Genomic DNA, 14,797 nt, shown 5'->3' on the forward strand with positions numbered 1-14,797 from the left:
TACCACAAGAGCCACTCATCTTTCACATACATCTTGCCTGAATCGTATGAATACAAACCTGTTAATATTTTCATTAACGTTGATTTCCCGGCACCATTTCCTCCAACTAAAGCGTATACATCTCCGCACTCTAATTGTAAATTGACTTCTTTTAATACGAGTTGATCTGAAAAAGATTTACTCATCTTTGTAACTTGTAATAAGGGCACATTCTCCACATGATGTCACCTGCCTTTATGCAGAACATTTTTTGAGAAAATGATTTTTTGTTCTACTTGTTTTGTAGCATTGTATATTCCTTTTTTCATATCTAGAACACTTTTTTCACTGGGCTAATTATCGTTTCAACTGGAATAAACAAAATAACGAACACATATGTTTAAGCATTGGTCATTTGTTGAAAGGAATGAAGAGAATGTCACAGCTGAACTTTGAAGAAAATTTGTTAACTAAAGTAGCTTGGTACTATTATAAAGATCAACTAACGCAACAGGAGATTGCTTCACTTCTTCACATTTCAAGAAATAAAGTCGTTCGGTTGTTAGATAAAGCACGTACGGAAGGTGTCGTTACATTTCACGTAAAAGGTACTGGTTTACACTGTTTAAGCATCGAACGTGACCTTATGAAAAAATTCCATCTAAAAGACGCTTTCGTTATTCCAACGCCAACTGAAGATTATACATCTTCACTCGGAAAAGCTGCTGCACAATATTTAGAAACTCATCTGCAACAAGGAGATTTACTTGGCATTGGCTGGGGAGAAACGATAAGTAAAATGCTAGAAAACATTCATTTTGAAACTTCTATGAGTCTTTCAATCGTTACTCTTACAGGCGGTGTTAACCACTATATTCCGAGGAAGCAAAACTATTTGAATTACATGCAAGGAGACCTTCACATCATTCCTACCCCTTTTCTAGCATCCACAAACGAAATGGCACAAAGTATTCTATCAGAGCCGAGTGTGAAAGATATGCTTCACGTCGCTTCACTCGCACATACAGCAGTAGTTGGCATTGGAGGTTTATCACAAGATGCCACAATTGTGAAAGAAGAAAAATTAACGCTACATGAAATGACGTATATACGTAGTCTGTACGGGGCCGGAGATATTTTAGGTCAATTTTATAATACTGACGGAAAACAATTAGAACTTCCCCATCATAACCGTCTTATCGGCACACCACTCTCTGTTCTTCAAAATATGAAACATGTCGTTGGTGTAGCTGGTGGCACTGAAAAGTTAGATGCAATTTATGGCGCCTTAAAAGGAAAATTCATTCATACATTAATTACCGATGAACATACTGCCCTCTCCTTATTAAGAAAGGAAGGTGACTCTTAATGTCCTCTTTATTAGCTTACGATGCTGGTACAGGAAGTATTCGAGCAGTCCTGTTTGATTTACAAGGAAATCAGCTTGCAGTTAGTCAACAAGAATGGGTTCATAAATCAGATGGTCGTTATCCCAGTTCAATGAATTTTGATGTAAAAGAAAACTGGAAGCTCGTTCAAGAATGTACGAAGGATGTTCTGCAAAAAAGTAATACGTCCCCCTCTTCTATTAAAGGTATAAGTGCAACGAGCATGCGCGAAGGATTTGTTTTATACGATAAAAACGGGCAAGAAATATGGGCTTGTGCAAATGTTGATGGCCGCGCATCAGCAGAAGTTAGTGAACTAAAACAAATTCGTTCCGAAATTGAAGAAGATTTATATAAAAAGTCAGGTCAAACATTTTCCTTAGGTGCTTTACCTCGCTTGCTTTGGATAAAAAAGCATGAGCCAGATGTATACAGAAACATTCATTCCTTTACGATGTTAAACGATTGGATTTTGTATAAATTAAGCGGCGTTCTACAAATCGATCCTTCAAACGGATGTACATCCGGTATTTTTGACTTACAAAATAGAAATTGGGATAACGAAGTCGCTAAAGAGTGCGGGCTAACTTTGCCATTTTCACCGAAAGTAAATGAAGCTGGTACAGTAATCGGCAATGTTACAAAAGATTGTGCAGCATTAACTGGATTACGGGAAGGAATTCCTGTCGTCGCTGGCGGCGGTGATGCTCAAATGGCATCACTCGGAACTGGAGTCGTTATACCAAATCAAACACTAGTATGCGGAGGCAGCTTTTGGCAACAAGAAGTTAACATTACAGAGCCAATAACGGATCCACATGCTGCAATTCGTTTAAATTGCCATGTCGTTCCGAACCTATGGCAATATGAAACGATTGCCTTTTTCCCAGGCCTCGTTATGCGCTGGTTTCGGGATGCTTTTTGCCAAGAAGAAAAGAAACTTGCTGAAAAACTCGGTGTAGATACTTATGAATTATTAGAAGAACAAGCGAAAGACGTACCTGTCGGTTCACATGGCATTATCCCTACTTTTTCAAACGTCATGAACTACATTTCTTGGCGTCATGCCGCACCTTCTTTTTTAAATTTAAGTTTAGATGCTGACAGATGCGGGAAGAAAGAAATGTTCCGCGCTATTGAAGAAAATGCCGCCTTCGTTACACTTGGCAACTTAAAACTAATTGAAAATCTCACAGGTACATTCCCTTCTGAAGTCGTTTTTGCTGGCGGCGCTGCCAAAGGAAAACTATGGCCACAAATTCTATCAGACGTACTCGGCATTCCTGTAAAAGTACCAGTTGTGAAAGAAGCAGCTGCGTTAGGAACTGCAATTGCTGCTGGAGTTGGTGCTGGAATATATAATTCGATGGAAGAAACCGCTAAACAGTTTGTACAGTGGGAAAACACATTCGAGCCAATCACTGAAAATCACGAACTATATAAGGAGTTCTATGAAACATGGAAAACAGTGTATGACAGTCAGCTCGCATTAGCCGATAATGGGCTCACCTCACATATGTGGATTGCACCTGGTGCTCTGTAACACATTACATAAAGGAGTGATTTCTATGCTTAAAGTAAATGAAGATGATTTCACCTATCGCTTCGGTGATAACGGGCCGAAATATTTATTACAAGGTCCAAATATTGATCTCGGCCTAGTCATTATTCAGCCTGGGCAAGAGTTTCAAAATCATTTTCATACAACGTGCGAAGAAGTCTTTTATGCGTTAGAAGGCGAAATAGATTTCTATGTAAATAACGAAAGAGTTCCGATAAAACAAGGTGATGTCTTGCAAGTTCGTCCTCATGAATCTCACTATCTTATTAACCATTCTGATAAACCTTTTAAAGCTGTTTTTATTAAGTCACCACATTTACCAAATAAAGATACAGTACAAACTGAAAATCCAACATTAACGAAGGAGTGATTTCTAATGACTTGGGGATTTAAAAATCGATTAAATACAATTTTACCTGACGGCAGAGCGGTTATGTTAGCAATAGATCACGGCTATTTTTTAGGACCAATTCACGGACTAGAACAGCCGTTAGAAACCGTTAAAAATTTGCTTCCTTATACGGATTCACTCTTTTTAACGAGAGGTATACTCAGCTCCTGTATTCCTGAAGACTGCAGCACACCGATGGTTATGCGCGTTTCAGGTGGACCAACTGTAGTCGGCAAAGATTTAGCGAATGAAACAATTGTTACACCTGTGAAAGAGGCCGTAAAGCAGAACGCAATTGGCGTCGGCGTTTCTGTTTTTGTTGGATCAGACTATGAAACACAAACTGTTTCAAATCTCGCAAACGTAGTCTCTGAAGCTCACGATTACGGCCTGCCAGTACTCGGTATTACCGCCGTTGCGAAAGAACTACAAAAACGTGAAGCTCGCTTCCTAGCACTCGCTTCCCGCGTATGTGTTGAAATGGGAGCTGACATTATTAAAACGTACTACTGCGAAGGATTCGAAAAAATCACGAGCACATGCCCTGCCCCAGTCGTCATTGCCGGTGGACCGAAACTCGATTCAATCGAAGATGCATTAAACATTACGTACAATGCGCTGCAAGAAGGTGCAATCGGCGTAGACATGGGCCGAAACATATGGCAATCCGAACACCCAACTGCAATGATTCAAGCGATTCATGGCATTGTGAAAAATGGATTGAATGTGAAAGAAGCGCTGGAATTATATGATGATGTAAAAAATTAAAATAAAAGACAGACTATTACACTTAAATATATACAAAATCAATATTTACTATAAGGAAAAGCCCATATGTTAGATTACTGAGCAATCTAACATATGGGCTTTCTTTTACATTTTTCATTGTTCCGAATTTGGTCAGGTCTCTACAGATCACGTACGTTCCAAACAATCTCACCGCGCTCGTCCCACGTACTGTGATGTCGCTCAAATCCTATCTTTTCTAATACCCGGAAGGACGCAACATTCCAAGCGCCTACAGTCGACCAAAGTCTGTGGCGCCCAGTAGCAATCGCAGCCTCCAGCACAGCGGATGCTGCCTCTGTCGCATAACCCTTGCGATGAGCACTGCGGAACAACTCGTATGCAATCTCCGGCTCTTCAAGCGTGGAACGACCGATAATCAAGCCACAGTATCCGATGAAATCGCCTTCGTCTCGCCTACGAATAGTGAGAAGGGAAATGCCATCTTCAGCTGCTCTCTTGCGCATCTCAATAAGATAGCTACGAACAGATTCAATGGTTGGCATGTCCACACCACGTTCACCAATTAATTTTCTCAGCCAGACTGCATCGGATTCCTCCCACATATTCAGATCGAGTCGTTCCGTTTTCAGCTGGAACACCATATCTTTAAATACAGCTGTCATAGTGGCAACCTCCTAGTTATGTCACTGTACCTCGCACCACATCAGGTAAGAAACCCAGTTGATTCACGAAAGTTTATAGCGACAGTACACAAAAAAATTTTGTTATTTTATGCATAAGCAATTCCCCTACAAAATAGACCTTTTTATCAAACTTTATATTAAATCTACAACATTTTCTTTAAGATGGTATGCCGTTTATGAAAAATCAAACTGTGCTTGAATTTGAAATTAAGTTAGATTAATAAATATAGGAGCTGTCTCATAAGTCGAATTTTTGACGAAAAGACGCTTCTTTTTTACTTTGATGTTCCATTAAAAAAGCGAATAAAATGGTAACAAGCCCCTTTCTAAACTTGATAAGAGGCTATATATACACCTTCCGACAATTACTCTTGATGAGTGCTATTGAGTTTTGAAACTTTCTTACCATCTTTATAGTCAATGCAAGAAACTTCAATTAATAAGCCATTAAATATTGTAAAATAAAAACCATAACTACTACCTCTCATTGCATAAGGTTCCTTTTCTATTTCAATGCCCCCAGCTACTAAACGATTATACGCCTGATCAACTTCGCTTGAAGTTTCCACCAAAAAGCCAATATGAAAAGCTTCAGGATATGTAACGTCATTCTTCCCCTTGAATGCTTTTGGATCACTTAATACAAGTATAAATCCACTCTCATCACTCATCACTACAAGGGCCTTTCCCTTTTGCTCCAAAAATTGAAAATCAAAAAATGTTTCAAAGAAATGTCTCGCTTCTGATAAATCATCAACACATAGATTCAAATGATTTAACCTCATTCACTCATCTCCTTTTAAACTGGAATTATATAGACTAATATTGATAACACATAAATACTTAAGGAAAGGTATTCAAGTGTTCAGCCTAAGGCTATTTTTTAATAGTCTAATACTGTTTCCTATCGTCTAGAACGATTTTTAAAATGCAACATTTGGAATACAGTTAATGACTTCATATGAACAATTCGACGTGGAATATCGATTTACCTATATAAATCGACAGTTGTAATAGCCATATTATCTATTCTCCAAGTTGAGTAAAACCCACTCAATTAAGAAAACTGCTGAAGAGATGCGCTCTGTCGTATTCCCTAAAAACAGTATATTTATTAAGTGATCAAAATTAATTGGTACTTTAGATAATGTTTGCATATACTTCAAACCAGATCCTGCTGGTGGTGCAGGCTTATTATTAATAGCCCATATCCCTTCTACAATAGTCCAAGTTGATGTGTGAACTATGTAGGAAGCTTTTAACTTATCATTTGCTTTCAAAGCAGACTGAACTTTAATTAGCGAACTATTGAGCCAATGAGAAGTACCCTTTACTTTATCACTAGAGACACCATAATTTTCATATGTATGTTGAGCTATTTTCTTTAGTCTTTCCAACTCATCGTTACTATCAAATAAAATTTTCCCTTCTAAAAAAGAATATAGTTCCATCGGATTGTTTTTAAAGCTTAATTGTATTTGATTAAATTCTGCACACTTATATTCAACTAAAATATCATCTCTCAGTTCAGAATAAAATTTCTTCTTTTGTCCGCGCTCTAAAAGAATATAGAAGTCTAAATCGGATTCAGGATAAGCGTCACCTCTTGCGACAGATCCGATAAGCATTAACCCACTTACTTCATTCCTAGCGATATATTCATTTAGAATTTTATGCACTAACCCTTTATGATTTTCATAAGTAATAAATGAAAGATTTTCTATCATTTCTACCCTCCAAGCCATTGAGCACGTAATATTATTCTTATAAGAATAGATCGATATTTCTCAGTTTCTAAAATAAGCAAACACATTTTAAACGATATTGAATTATATTTTTCCTCATACATTTCCATTATACATACTGCTAATTGTTACAAACCTAGCTCTATTTTATTTTCACATACTTGTAAAATGCCTAGTTGAATTGCTTTCTACTTAATTCTTTGTGCAATTGGGTGATCATCTTTTAGTTGCAGAAGGTCCCATAAATTCCCGTATAAATCCTTAAACACTGCAACAATTCCATATGCTTGCTCTTTCGGTTCTCTCACAAATTCTATTCCTCTTGAAATCATTTCATTATAATCTCTCCAAAAATCGTCAGTATTTAAGAAAAGAAAAACTCTACCGCCTGATTGGTTACCAATAAAGGACTCTTGCTCAGGTTTAGATGCCCTAGCTAGTAATATTGTGGTGCCGACTGAACCTGGAGGAGATACCACTACCCACCGTTTGTTTTCTTCTGGCTGATAAATATCTTCAACTAATGTGAAATTTAGTTTCTTTGTATAAAACTCTATCGCCTCATCATAGTCTTTTACTACTAATGCAATATGAACTATCGATTGAACCATTATTACCACTCCTAATCCTCTCACTGATCGGGTTATATTATAGCATTTCTAGTTTTAACCTGTCTGTTAATTCTTCTTACATCACATGCAAATCATACTCTTTATTCAATGTTAATAACCATCTATCAATAAATAGATAGATGGTTATATATTGGAAAGAATATAATTAAACAAATGTATTTTTACGACTGTTGATAAGCCGACTTCGATGATTTTACATAATAAACCCCGTGTTCAACGTTAATGATATGATCTGGTTTTGGTTTACCACGGCTCGCTCTATGTCCAGCTAAATGTTCTTCACTCGTTTCCCAATTTTTCCATGCTTCTTCCGATTCCCAGCGAATCATAACGACTACTTCTTCGTCTCCTCGTCTTACTTTTTTAACGAGAACGCTTAAGTCGATGAAGCCTTCAAATTTTTCAATAATTCCTTCTCCAGTGAAACGTTCTACAACCATATTAGATGTACCTTCTTTTACTGTAAATGTCTTAGTTTCGATAAACATATAATCCCACTCCCTTCTTGTAATACGAATACTAGTATTCTTTCATTATAATTGATTATGATAATTATTTTCAATTATAAAGTTTTTAATTTTTGAATTATGCAGACTTCTCTTCGATCGACTCATCCAAAAATTTAAAATACGGAAGCAATATCCCTATTAAAGAAGTGATACATATAAGCGCACCTATGATAAAGTATAGTGTTCTTATTCCCCACATCTCACTCAATATTCCCCCTAGAAACACACCTAATGGCATAGCCGATCGAATTAAAAATAACCGCACTGAAAATACTTTCCCTATCATATTATTCGGGACCGTTTGTTGGCATATCGTCGTGTTATGAACATTAAAAAATGAAATACATATACCGGCAATTACTTCAATTACAATCGCTATTAGAATACTATTGTTTAAACCTAGTGAAATGTAAGTGAGACCCCCTACGAATAATCCTCCAAGCATAAGTAGTCGACGACTTCTATACTTCACTTTCCCAACTAACATGGAACCAACTACATAGCCAAGCGGGAAACCTGCCATGAAGTAGCCGTACTCCGCATATCCTGCCGACAGTTCGTCTTTTATATAAGGAAGATTCGTAACCATCGTTACTCCTACTCCAAATTGAACGAATGCTAGAAATACCCCAAGCCAAACGATAACTGGTTTTGTGAAGAAGTATGTAAAGCCGTGAAGAAATTGCTCTAGCCACGTTTTTCTTAGTTCTTGCTTTACCCTTTTTTCTTTTATGAAAAGTAACAATCCTCCACTAATGAATAGACAAACACATACGAACAATATTGTTAATTTGATTCCAATGAATTTAATAACGATGCCACCTAATACGGGCGCCAAAAACATCATAAGACGAGTCATCCCATCGATATACGCATTTGCGTCTTGAAGCTGCTCTTTACTTACTATACTCGGTGTAATCGCTTGACTTGCAGGTGTATATAGCGGCGTAATGAGTCCTACTATAATTTGAACAACGTAAACGTGCCAAACTTCTACACTGTTAGTAACTAGCATTACTAAAGGCAGTAAGAAAACAGAGGCCCGCATCCATTGTGAAAAAATCATGATCCACTTTCGGCTCCATTTATCAATAAATGGTCCACTTATAAGTTGCAGTATGAGAGACGGGATAAAATATAGTAACCACATGCTACTTAATGCTGTTTTCGACCCTGTTATATCATAAACAAGAATCGAATTACATAACGTCCCGAAAGCTCCACCTAATTCTGAAATTGCACTGCCAATCCACATAAAAAAGAATGAACGATTTTTCAATACATTTTCCACTATAGTGCACCAACTTTTCTATATTAATTATTCCTCCTTTATGTACATTCTCTCGTTGTGTACTACCGATTCAAAAACATTTCCAATTCTTTCGCTAAAGACTGCACTGTTTTCTTTCTCAACACATATTTGCCGTCATGAATATCAACTAACTTCGCTGAACGTAAAAGTTTCAAATGATGATGTACTGTCGATTTTCCGAGTTTTAATCTTTCCGTTATATCTTGCAGCGTACGCTCTTGTTCAAATAGTAGTTTTACAATACGGAGCCTTGCCTCATCCCCAAGCGCCTTATGTTTATGTACTAAAAAATAGCTCGGCTCATATGGATCTTCCGGATGTATACTTTCATTTGCGACCGGATAATGAAACACTTTCGTATCTTCAATATCTGCTTCTATGTTCCACGGTCTGTATGTGATTTGCGGGATAAGAAGTACGTGATGCACACTTGGTTCTGGCATGTATATAACTCCACCTGTTGCCCACTCTACAAACTCTTCCGGTTTCATCTTTTTATTCATTTTATTTTTTGCTTCATAATCTCGCTCTAGTATAGAGAGTAGTTGCTCTTCTTCTTTTTTAATAACACTCTCATACCATCCTGTCATGACGGCGATTAAGTGCCCTTTTAATAATTGCATATCTGTATTACATATAAACTCAATATACGTAGAGAAAAATTGATGCTCATGCGTTAGTTCCATTAATTCTTGTACCGCTGAAACTTCTCCGCTTGCTGCTAAACGTCTTTTTTCTTGATGCATTTCTCCTAAAAACGGTAAGCATACATACTTAAAATCTACTTCTGATAGCGAATTGATATTATGAATAAATTGAGATAGATCCGTAAAATCCCCATCATACAGTAACTGTAGCAACGCTTTCCACGTATTATGCTCCTCGACAAATTGTAAATGCTCTATTATTTCATGAGGTAAAGACTGTCTTATTTCTTCCCATTCACTTTGAGTCTTTTCGAGCGTGTCGATTAACCTCTTATGAGTAATTGCCGCAATGCCAAGTGCACATTCGAAAAGTATCGAATACTTCATTTGAACGTTGTACGTTTCCCTTTTTCTACTCGTTACGTGAAAGACTTCCATTTCATCCCCTCCTTATTTGCTATATGTTAAATTCTATATTCATCGAATTATACCTTCAATTTTTTTAGAATTTTAAAATCTTTTATAGCTACAATCCTTTAAATTTAAAGACTTTGATCATTCATTGAACGTTAAAAAAACGCAGTTTGGTTGCAAACTGCGTTTTTGTTTATATTGCGTATGAATTTTTGAAAGTAATTAAAATTCAACAATGAATGTTCCAATGGCTAGAAAATTCATTCACCGCTTATCGATTCATCTGCGCGTTGTTTAATAGCCCAATTATTTCACTCAACATTTCCTCTGTAAAAGCACCTGCGCTAAAGTTCACTAACGCTCGTAACGGCATATAGTTTAGCATAGCCTCCATCATTTCAGAGGTATCACTATCCCCTTCAGCCATACTACCAAATGGGCTGTCTTTTAATGCCTTTTCCATAAGTTCTTTTGCAAGTGGTGCTAAAATTGGGTCCGCGAATATGTCCCCTAGTAAAGTATTTCGATGTACTGGTTTTCGAATTATTGTCGTTGATTGAACATATAGGCTATCATGTAAAACAATCTCTTTTGAAGACTTTCCTACTAAAATTTCGAATTCACCTGTTTCAACATGCCAGTCCTTCAATTCAACATTATAATAAGCAAATGATCTTTTATTTAAAGTAAAGCTAACCGTTTTTTCTTCTCCCGGATGCAATTCTACTTTTTCAAATCCTTTTAATTCTTTTTCAGGACGACTCATAGTGCTTTCAACATCTTTTATATAAAGCTGAACAATTTCTTTCCCTGCTGTACTACCAGTATTTTTCACGTTTACACGAACGGAAACTGTCTCCGTATCCTTTATTTCTTTCTTATCTATTGAAAGATTACTAAACTCAAAGTTTGTATAGCTTAACCCAAAACCAAATGGGAATAATGGTTCAATATTTTTCGTATCGTAATAACGGTATCCGACGAACACCCCTTCTTTGTATTCCACTTTATCGCCTTCACCAGGGAAGTTTAAGTAAGAAGGATTATCGCTTAAAACTTTCGGGAATGTTTCCGCTAATTTCCCGCTTGGATTCGCATCACCAAATAATATATCAGCAATTGCTCCGCCTAATGCTTGCCCACCTAAATAGCCTTCAAGTATTCCTTTTACTTTACCTATCCATGGCATTTCAATTGGCGCACCGTTACTTAATACTACAACGATATTACTTTGCACTTCAGCGATAGCCTCAATTAATTGCACGTGATTTTCTGGCATTTGTAAATGCTTTCGATCAAAGCCTTCTGACTCATAACGATCTGGTAGTCCAACGAAAAGAACAGCTGTATCTGCTCGTTCTGCTACTTTTTTTGCCTCATTAATCATGTTTCCATCTATATCATCGCTAGCAAGATCATAACCTTGTGCAAATAATATATTCGTTTTTTCACCTGATACAGTTTCAATTTCTTCAAGAATACTTTCAAGCTTTGTTGGATTAATATGAGAGCTTCCGCCGCCTTGATAACGTGGTTGCTTTGCAAATCCTCCAATTACCGCTACCGTCCCCTCTTTTTTTAGCGGAAGGATGGAATCTTCATTTTGTAACATAACCATACTTTCACTTGCAACTTCTCTTGCAAGTTGGTGATGCTCGTCCTTACTATATACAGCGTTTTCTAATTGGTTATCATATGCTTTAAAAATAATGTTAAGAAGACGCTCTACAGCTTGATCAAGCTTTTCTACTGATAGCTCACCAACGTTAACTGCATCAACAATCTTCTTCTCACCAATTCCAAAACTTGAAGGCATTTCTAACTCTAAACCGTTAGCTAAACCTTCAACACGCTCATTTACTGCACCCCAATCAGACACGACAAAACCTTCAAAGCCCCATTCATCTTTTAAAATATCATTTAATAAATAGTTATTTTCCGAAGCGTATTCACCATTTATCTTGTTGTAAGCACTCATTACAGTCCAAGGTTGTGCTTCCTTAATGACATCTTCAAAACTAGCAAGATAGATTTCACGCAATGTTCTTTCATCAACAATTGCATCAACAGACATTCTGCGGTGCTCCTGATTATTAGCAGCGAAATGTTTTAATGACGTTCCAATTCCTTGGCTTTGTACGCCTTTCACATGGTTTGCAGCCATTTGTGATGATAAATATGGATCCTCTGAAAAATACTCAAAGTTTCTTCCGCAAAGTGGCGAACGTTTTATGTTTGCACCTGGTCCAAGGAGTACACCTACATTTTCAGCCTGACATTCTTCTCCTAATGCAACTCCTACTTGTTTGATTAATTCTTTATTCCATGTACTTGCTAATCCTACTGCTGATGGGAAACAAGTTGATGGGATACTGTTATAAATCCCTAAATGATCTTCTCCCTCTGCTTGTTTTCTAAGACCATGTGGTCCATCAGTTACCATAATTGAAGGGATATTTAATCTTTCAATCCCTTTTGTATTCCAAAAGTCTAATCCAGAACATAGACTTGCCTTTTCTTCTAATGTCATTTGTGAAATAATTTTCTTAATATCTCTTTTCATGATAGATAGACCTCCTAAAAAATAATTAAGTAAACGCTTTCTTATTGCTATTATAGTTATTATTTTTTAGATATTATGGTATATTCTTTAGAATACTTGTAAAAATTTTAGTTGATTATATATATGGTTACTATGCAGAGGAAAAATGACCTGCACTCGTTTTCGCCCTTATTTTAAAATCCTTGCTTAAGATAGGATTTTATGTTGCTTTTAACTTGTACACATATTGGCTGATTTTTAAAGAATAGAGGTTAAAATAATGAATTGCTCCAAACTAGAAGATTTATATTATATTTGTAAGCTAGTCTTTGACATACATAAAACACCTATCTTTTTTATTGATTACAAAGGAAATTTGGCATTTGAAATCTCTCCAAATTTTCAGCATAACCCTTTGTATCCTTCAACAGAGGAGTTACTTAATCAACTATTTAGGGAACATCCGCCCTATACTTTTCCGGTACTAGAAGAGACTTCTTTTCTTGAAAATTTCTTCTCAATTAACTTACGTTTGAACGATCAACTTAGTGGTAACATCATCGTTGGACCAGTCCTTTATTCCAGACTATCAGAAGCCTCAATTAAAGGTCTCATAAATGATCTTCATCTAAAAATAAACAAGGAGGAAATGGTTCAATATTATCAATCTCTCCCCGTTTTAAGCAATTTGAAATTTTTAAATGTAAGCATGATTCTTTATTACATGCTGTATCAACAAAAATTAGACATTGCTGATATTCTGCAAAAAAATATACTGGTAAAAAAGGCGGAATTTGAAATTGAACAGCCCGATATACATATATCAGAGCAACGTCAAAGTACATTAACTCATATCGATCCACTGGCTGAAAGGAAAATATTTGAGTGTATTAAACAGGGGAAAAAGGATGATTTAATTAAAAATCTAAGGAGACTACCTGAATCAGGAGATCTTGGGGTGTTGTCAAAAACAAGTCACTTACGAAGCCAGAAGAATTCTGCCATCGCCGCAATTACACTTGCGACGAGAGCTGCTATAGATGGTGGACTATTTCCTGAAATCGCATATACTCTCAGTGATTTATTTATTCAAAAACTTGAAGAAATAAAAAAAACTGAAGCCATTTCCCCATTTTTGGAGAATGCTTTACTTGAATTCTCAGAACGAGTTAAAAATGGGACGATGCAAAAACATTCAAAACCTATAAATGTATGTCAAAATTATATATTTACGCACCTTTACGAAGAAATCACGCTATCCCATCTTGCCGAAATAGTCGCATTAAACCCTAGCTATCTATCTTCCCTTTTCAAAAAAGAAATTGGAATTTCACTAGGTGAATATATACAGCGTGCTAAGATTGATGAATCAAAAAGTTTAATGACCTATACGAGACATTCTATATCCGAAATTTCTACACTATTAAATTTCCATGACCAGAGCCATTTTACAAAGGTATTCAAAAAACATACTGGTGTATCACCTAAACCATTTAAAAATGGATGTTTTTAATGTTTATCATACTACCCAGAGCAGTCTTCCCTCGTTTAGCCATTAGAATTATTTATTTACTTTACAAAATCCCCTCGACTTATGTTGAGGGGATTATACTAATAATGTAATATACGTTTTTTCTGTTTCCTTTAGTTTCTTCTTATATCTCCTAATGTATGAATAACTTTATTTTCGTTTAGAAAGTTCAATTTCCTTTTATGAGTTGTTTGTCATTCCATATATAAGCCCTGAAATATATGGAATTAACCAAATGAACCACACAATTACGCTAAATGTATGAAACTTGGCAATCATTCTTATATCTTTCTTCTTCAAAACTACAGTGGCCCACACAGCATGAAATAACATAAGTAAAATTGCTGATAAACCCGTTATCCCATGAAAGCTGAATAGAGAACCTTCTGAAGCCATTTTCTCCATTAATGTAGTACCAATCGTATCGCATGCTAATCCAACCCAAAATATAAACACATGCCAAGGTTTTAGCGTCTTTTGAATTTTTTCACTCCAGACCCCAATTGAATAAAAAATTAGTGCTGCCGTAATAAATGTAATAGCTGATGCGAGCACATCAATCACCCCTTTACAAAATTTCTCTTCCTATTACAAGTTTTATATTACCTAAGGATTATGAACAGAGTATGAATGGAGCATTTTCCTTCCAAATAAATATAGGATTCTCATTCGTATTTTAAGGGGTACCCCCACACATCCATCAACTTAAGGAT

Annotated in this window: 15 protein-coding genes; 5 read left to right on the plus strand and 10 right to left on the minus strand. The window is 36.3% G+C overall.

Going from position 1 to position 14,797, the window contains the following annotated elements; translation table 11 throughout:
• Window positions 1-218 (minus strand): ATP-binding cassette domain-containing protein (locus VK90_RS26970; protein WP_156185504.1); only part of this gene is annotated, 218 nt, incomplete at its 3' end.
• A 197-nt stretch (window positions 219-415) separates the two neighbouring features.
• On the opposite strand from VK90_RS26970, the gene VK90_RS26975 reads away from it, so the two are divergent.
• From VK90_RS26975 to lsrF, 4 genes are read left to right on the plus strand one after another with little or no spacing between them, the layout of a single operon-like run.
• The gene (locus tag VK90_RS26975) at window positions 416-1,348 is read left to right on the plus strand and encodes a sugar-binding transcriptional regulator (RefSeq protein ID WP_048376639.1); all 933 of its coding nucleotides are present in this window, start codon (window positions 416-418) and stop codon (window positions 1,346-1,348) included.
• Window positions 1,348-2,910 (plus strand): autoinducer-2 kinase, encoded by a 1,563-nt coding sequence (lsrK, locus tag VK90_RS26980; RefSeq protein WP_048376641.1) that lies wholly within the window; start codon window positions 1,348-1,350, stop codon window positions 2,908-2,910. The genes VK90_RS26975 and lsrK overlap by 1 nt, the downstream gene beginning before the upstream one ends.
• A 25-nt stretch (window positions 2,911-2,935) precedes the next feature.
• Window positions 2,936-3,298: a cupin domain-containing protein gene (locus VK90_RS26985; RefSeq protein ID WP_048376643.1), complete on the plus strand. Its 363-nt coding sequence runs from the start codon at window positions 2,936-2,938 to the stop codon at window positions 3,296-3,298.
• Between the two features lie 6 nt (window positions 3,299-3,304).
• Window positions 3,305-4,087 carry a 3-hydroxy-5-phosphonooxypentane-2,4-dione thiolase gene (lsrF, locus tag VK90_RS26990; RefSeq protein ID WP_048376645.1) on the plus strand — a complete coding sequence of 261 codons (783 nt, stop codon included), beginning with the start codon at window positions 3,305-3,307 and terminating at the stop codon, window positions 4,085-4,087.
• Window positions 4,088-4,227: 140 nt separating this feature from the next.
• Here lsrF and VK90_RS26995 read toward each other — a convergent pair whose 3' ends face one another.
• From VK90_RS26995 to VK90_RS27030, 8 genes are all read right to left on the minus strand, one after another.
• Window positions 4,228-4,731, minus strand: coding sequence for a GNAT family N-acetyltransferase (locus VK90_RS26995; RefSeq protein WP_048376646.1), 504 nt, complete (start codon window positions 4,729-4,731; stop codon window positions 4,228-4,230).
• Window positions 4,732-5,117: 386 nt separating this feature from the next.
• A complete protein-coding gene (locus tag VK90_RS27000; protein ID WP_048376648.1) occupies window positions 5,118-5,537 on the minus strand; it encodes a VOC family protein in 420 nt (139 codons plus the stop codon).
• 237 nt (window positions 5,538-5,774) lie between these two features.
• The gene (locus tag VK90_RS27005; RefSeq protein WP_048376650.1) at window positions 5,775-6,479 is read right to left on the minus strand and encodes a nucleotidyltransferase family protein; all 705 of its coding nucleotides are present in this window, start codon (window positions 6,477-6,479) and stop codon (window positions 5,775-5,777) included.
• 206 nt (window positions 6,480-6,685) lie between these two features.
• Window positions 6,686-7,108, minus strand: coding sequence for a VOC family protein (locus VK90_RS27010; protein WP_048376654.1), 423 nt, complete (start codon window positions 7,106-7,108; stop codon window positions 6,686-6,688).
• Window positions 7,109-7,290: 182 nt separating this feature from the next.
• Window positions 7,291-7,617: a heme-degrading monooxygenase HmoA gene (hmoA, locus tag VK90_RS27015; RefSeq protein WP_048376661.1), complete on the minus strand. Its 327-nt coding sequence runs from the start codon at window positions 7,615-7,617 to the stop codon at window positions 7,291-7,293.
• 97 nt (window positions 7,618-7,714) lie between these two features.
• The gene (locus tag VK90_RS27020; RefSeq protein WP_048376663.1) at window positions 7,715-8,929 is read right to left on the minus strand and encodes an MFS transporter; all 1,215 of its coding nucleotides are present in this window, start codon (window positions 8,927-8,929) and stop codon (window positions 7,715-7,717) included.
• 62 nt (window positions 8,930-8,991) lie between these two features.
• The gene (locus tag VK90_RS27025; RefSeq protein ID WP_048376665.1) at window positions 8,992-10,035 is read right to left on the minus strand and encodes an ArsR/SmtB family transcription factor; all 1,044 of its coding nucleotides are present in this window, start codon (window positions 10,033-10,035) and stop codon (window positions 8,992-8,994) included.
• Window positions 10,036-10,282: 247 nt separating this feature from the next.
• Window positions 10,283-12,574 carry a glycoside hydrolase family 3 C-terminal domain-containing protein gene (locus VK90_RS27030; RefSeq protein ID WP_048376667.1) on the minus strand — a complete coding sequence of 764 codons (2,292 nt, stop codon included), beginning with the start codon at window positions 12,572-12,574 and terminating at the stop codon, window positions 10,283-10,285.
• Between the two features lie 259 nt (window positions 12,575-12,833).
• Here VK90_RS27030 and VK90_RS27035 point away from each other — a divergent pair, with 259 nt between their 5' ends.
• Complete coding sequence (locus VK90_RS27035) at window positions 12,834-14,066, plus strand: helix-turn-helix domain-containing protein (RefSeq protein WP_048376670.1); 1,233 nt, start codon at window positions 12,834-12,836, stop codon at window positions 14,064-14,066.
• A gap of 198 nt (window positions 14,067-14,264) precedes the next feature.
• Here the strand turns inward: VK90_RS27035 and VK90_RS27040 are convergent, their stop codons facing one another.
• A complete protein-coding gene (locus tag VK90_RS27040) occupies window positions 14,265-14,639 on the minus strand; it encodes an HsmA family protein (protein ID WP_048376672.1) in 375 nt (124 codons plus the stop codon).
• Between the last annotated feature and the right edge of the window lie 158 nt (window positions 14,640-14,797).

Origin of the sequence: Bacillus sp. LK2, assembly GCF_001043575.1 — a bacterium.
Classification (GTDB): Bacteria; Bacillota; Bacilli; order Bacillales; family Bacillaceae_G; genus Bacillus_A; species Bacillus_A paramycoides.

Excerpts from the sequence above, each read along its gene's own strand:
- VK90_RS26975 (WP_048376639.1), top strand. The coding sequence starts at position 416 with ATGTCACAGCTGAACTTTGAAGAAAATTTGTTAACTAAAGTAGCTTGG.
- lsrK (WP_048376641.1), top strand. The coding sequence starts at position 1,348 with ATGTCCTCTTTATTAGCTTACGATGCTGGTACAGGAAGTATTCGAGCA.
- VK90_RS26985 (WP_048376643.1), top strand. The coding sequence starts at position 2,936 with ATGCTTAAAGTAAATGAAGATGATTTCACCTATCGCTTCGGTGATAAC.
- lsrF (WP_048376645.1), top strand. The coding sequence starts at position 3,305 with ATGACTTGGGGATTTAAAAATCGATTAAATACAATTTTACCTGACGGC.
- VK90_RS26995 (WP_048376646.1), bottom strand. The coding sequence starts at position 4,731 with ATGACAGCTGTATTTAAAGATATGGTGTTCCAGCTGAAAACGGAACGA.
- VK90_RS27000 (WP_048376648.1), bottom strand. The coding sequence starts at position 5,537 with ATGAGGTTAAATCATTTGAATCTATGTGTTGATGATTTATCAGAAGCG.
- VK90_RS27005 (WP_048376650.1), bottom strand. The coding sequence starts at position 6,479 with ATGATAGAAAATCTTTCATTTATTACTTATGAAAATCATAAAGGGTTA.
- VK90_RS27010 (WP_048376654.1), bottom strand. The coding sequence starts at position 7,108 with ATGGTTCAATCGATAGTTCATATTGCATTAGTAGTAAAAGACTATGAT.
- hmoA (WP_048376661.1), bottom strand. The coding sequence starts at position 7,617 with ATGTTTATCGAAACTAAGACATTTACAGTAAAAGAAGGTACATCTAAT.
- VK90_RS27025 (WP_048376665.1), bottom strand. The coding sequence starts at position 10,035 with ATGGAAGTCTTTCACGTAACGAGTAGAAAAAGGGAAACGTACAACGTT.
- VK90_RS27030 (WP_048376667.1), bottom strand. The coding sequence starts at position 12,574 with ATGAAAAGAGATATTAAGAAAATTATTTCACAAATGACATTAGAAGAA.
- VK90_RS27035 (WP_048376670.1), top strand. The coding sequence starts at position 12,834 with ATGAATTGCTCCAAACTAGAAGATTTATATTATATTTGTAAGCTAGTC.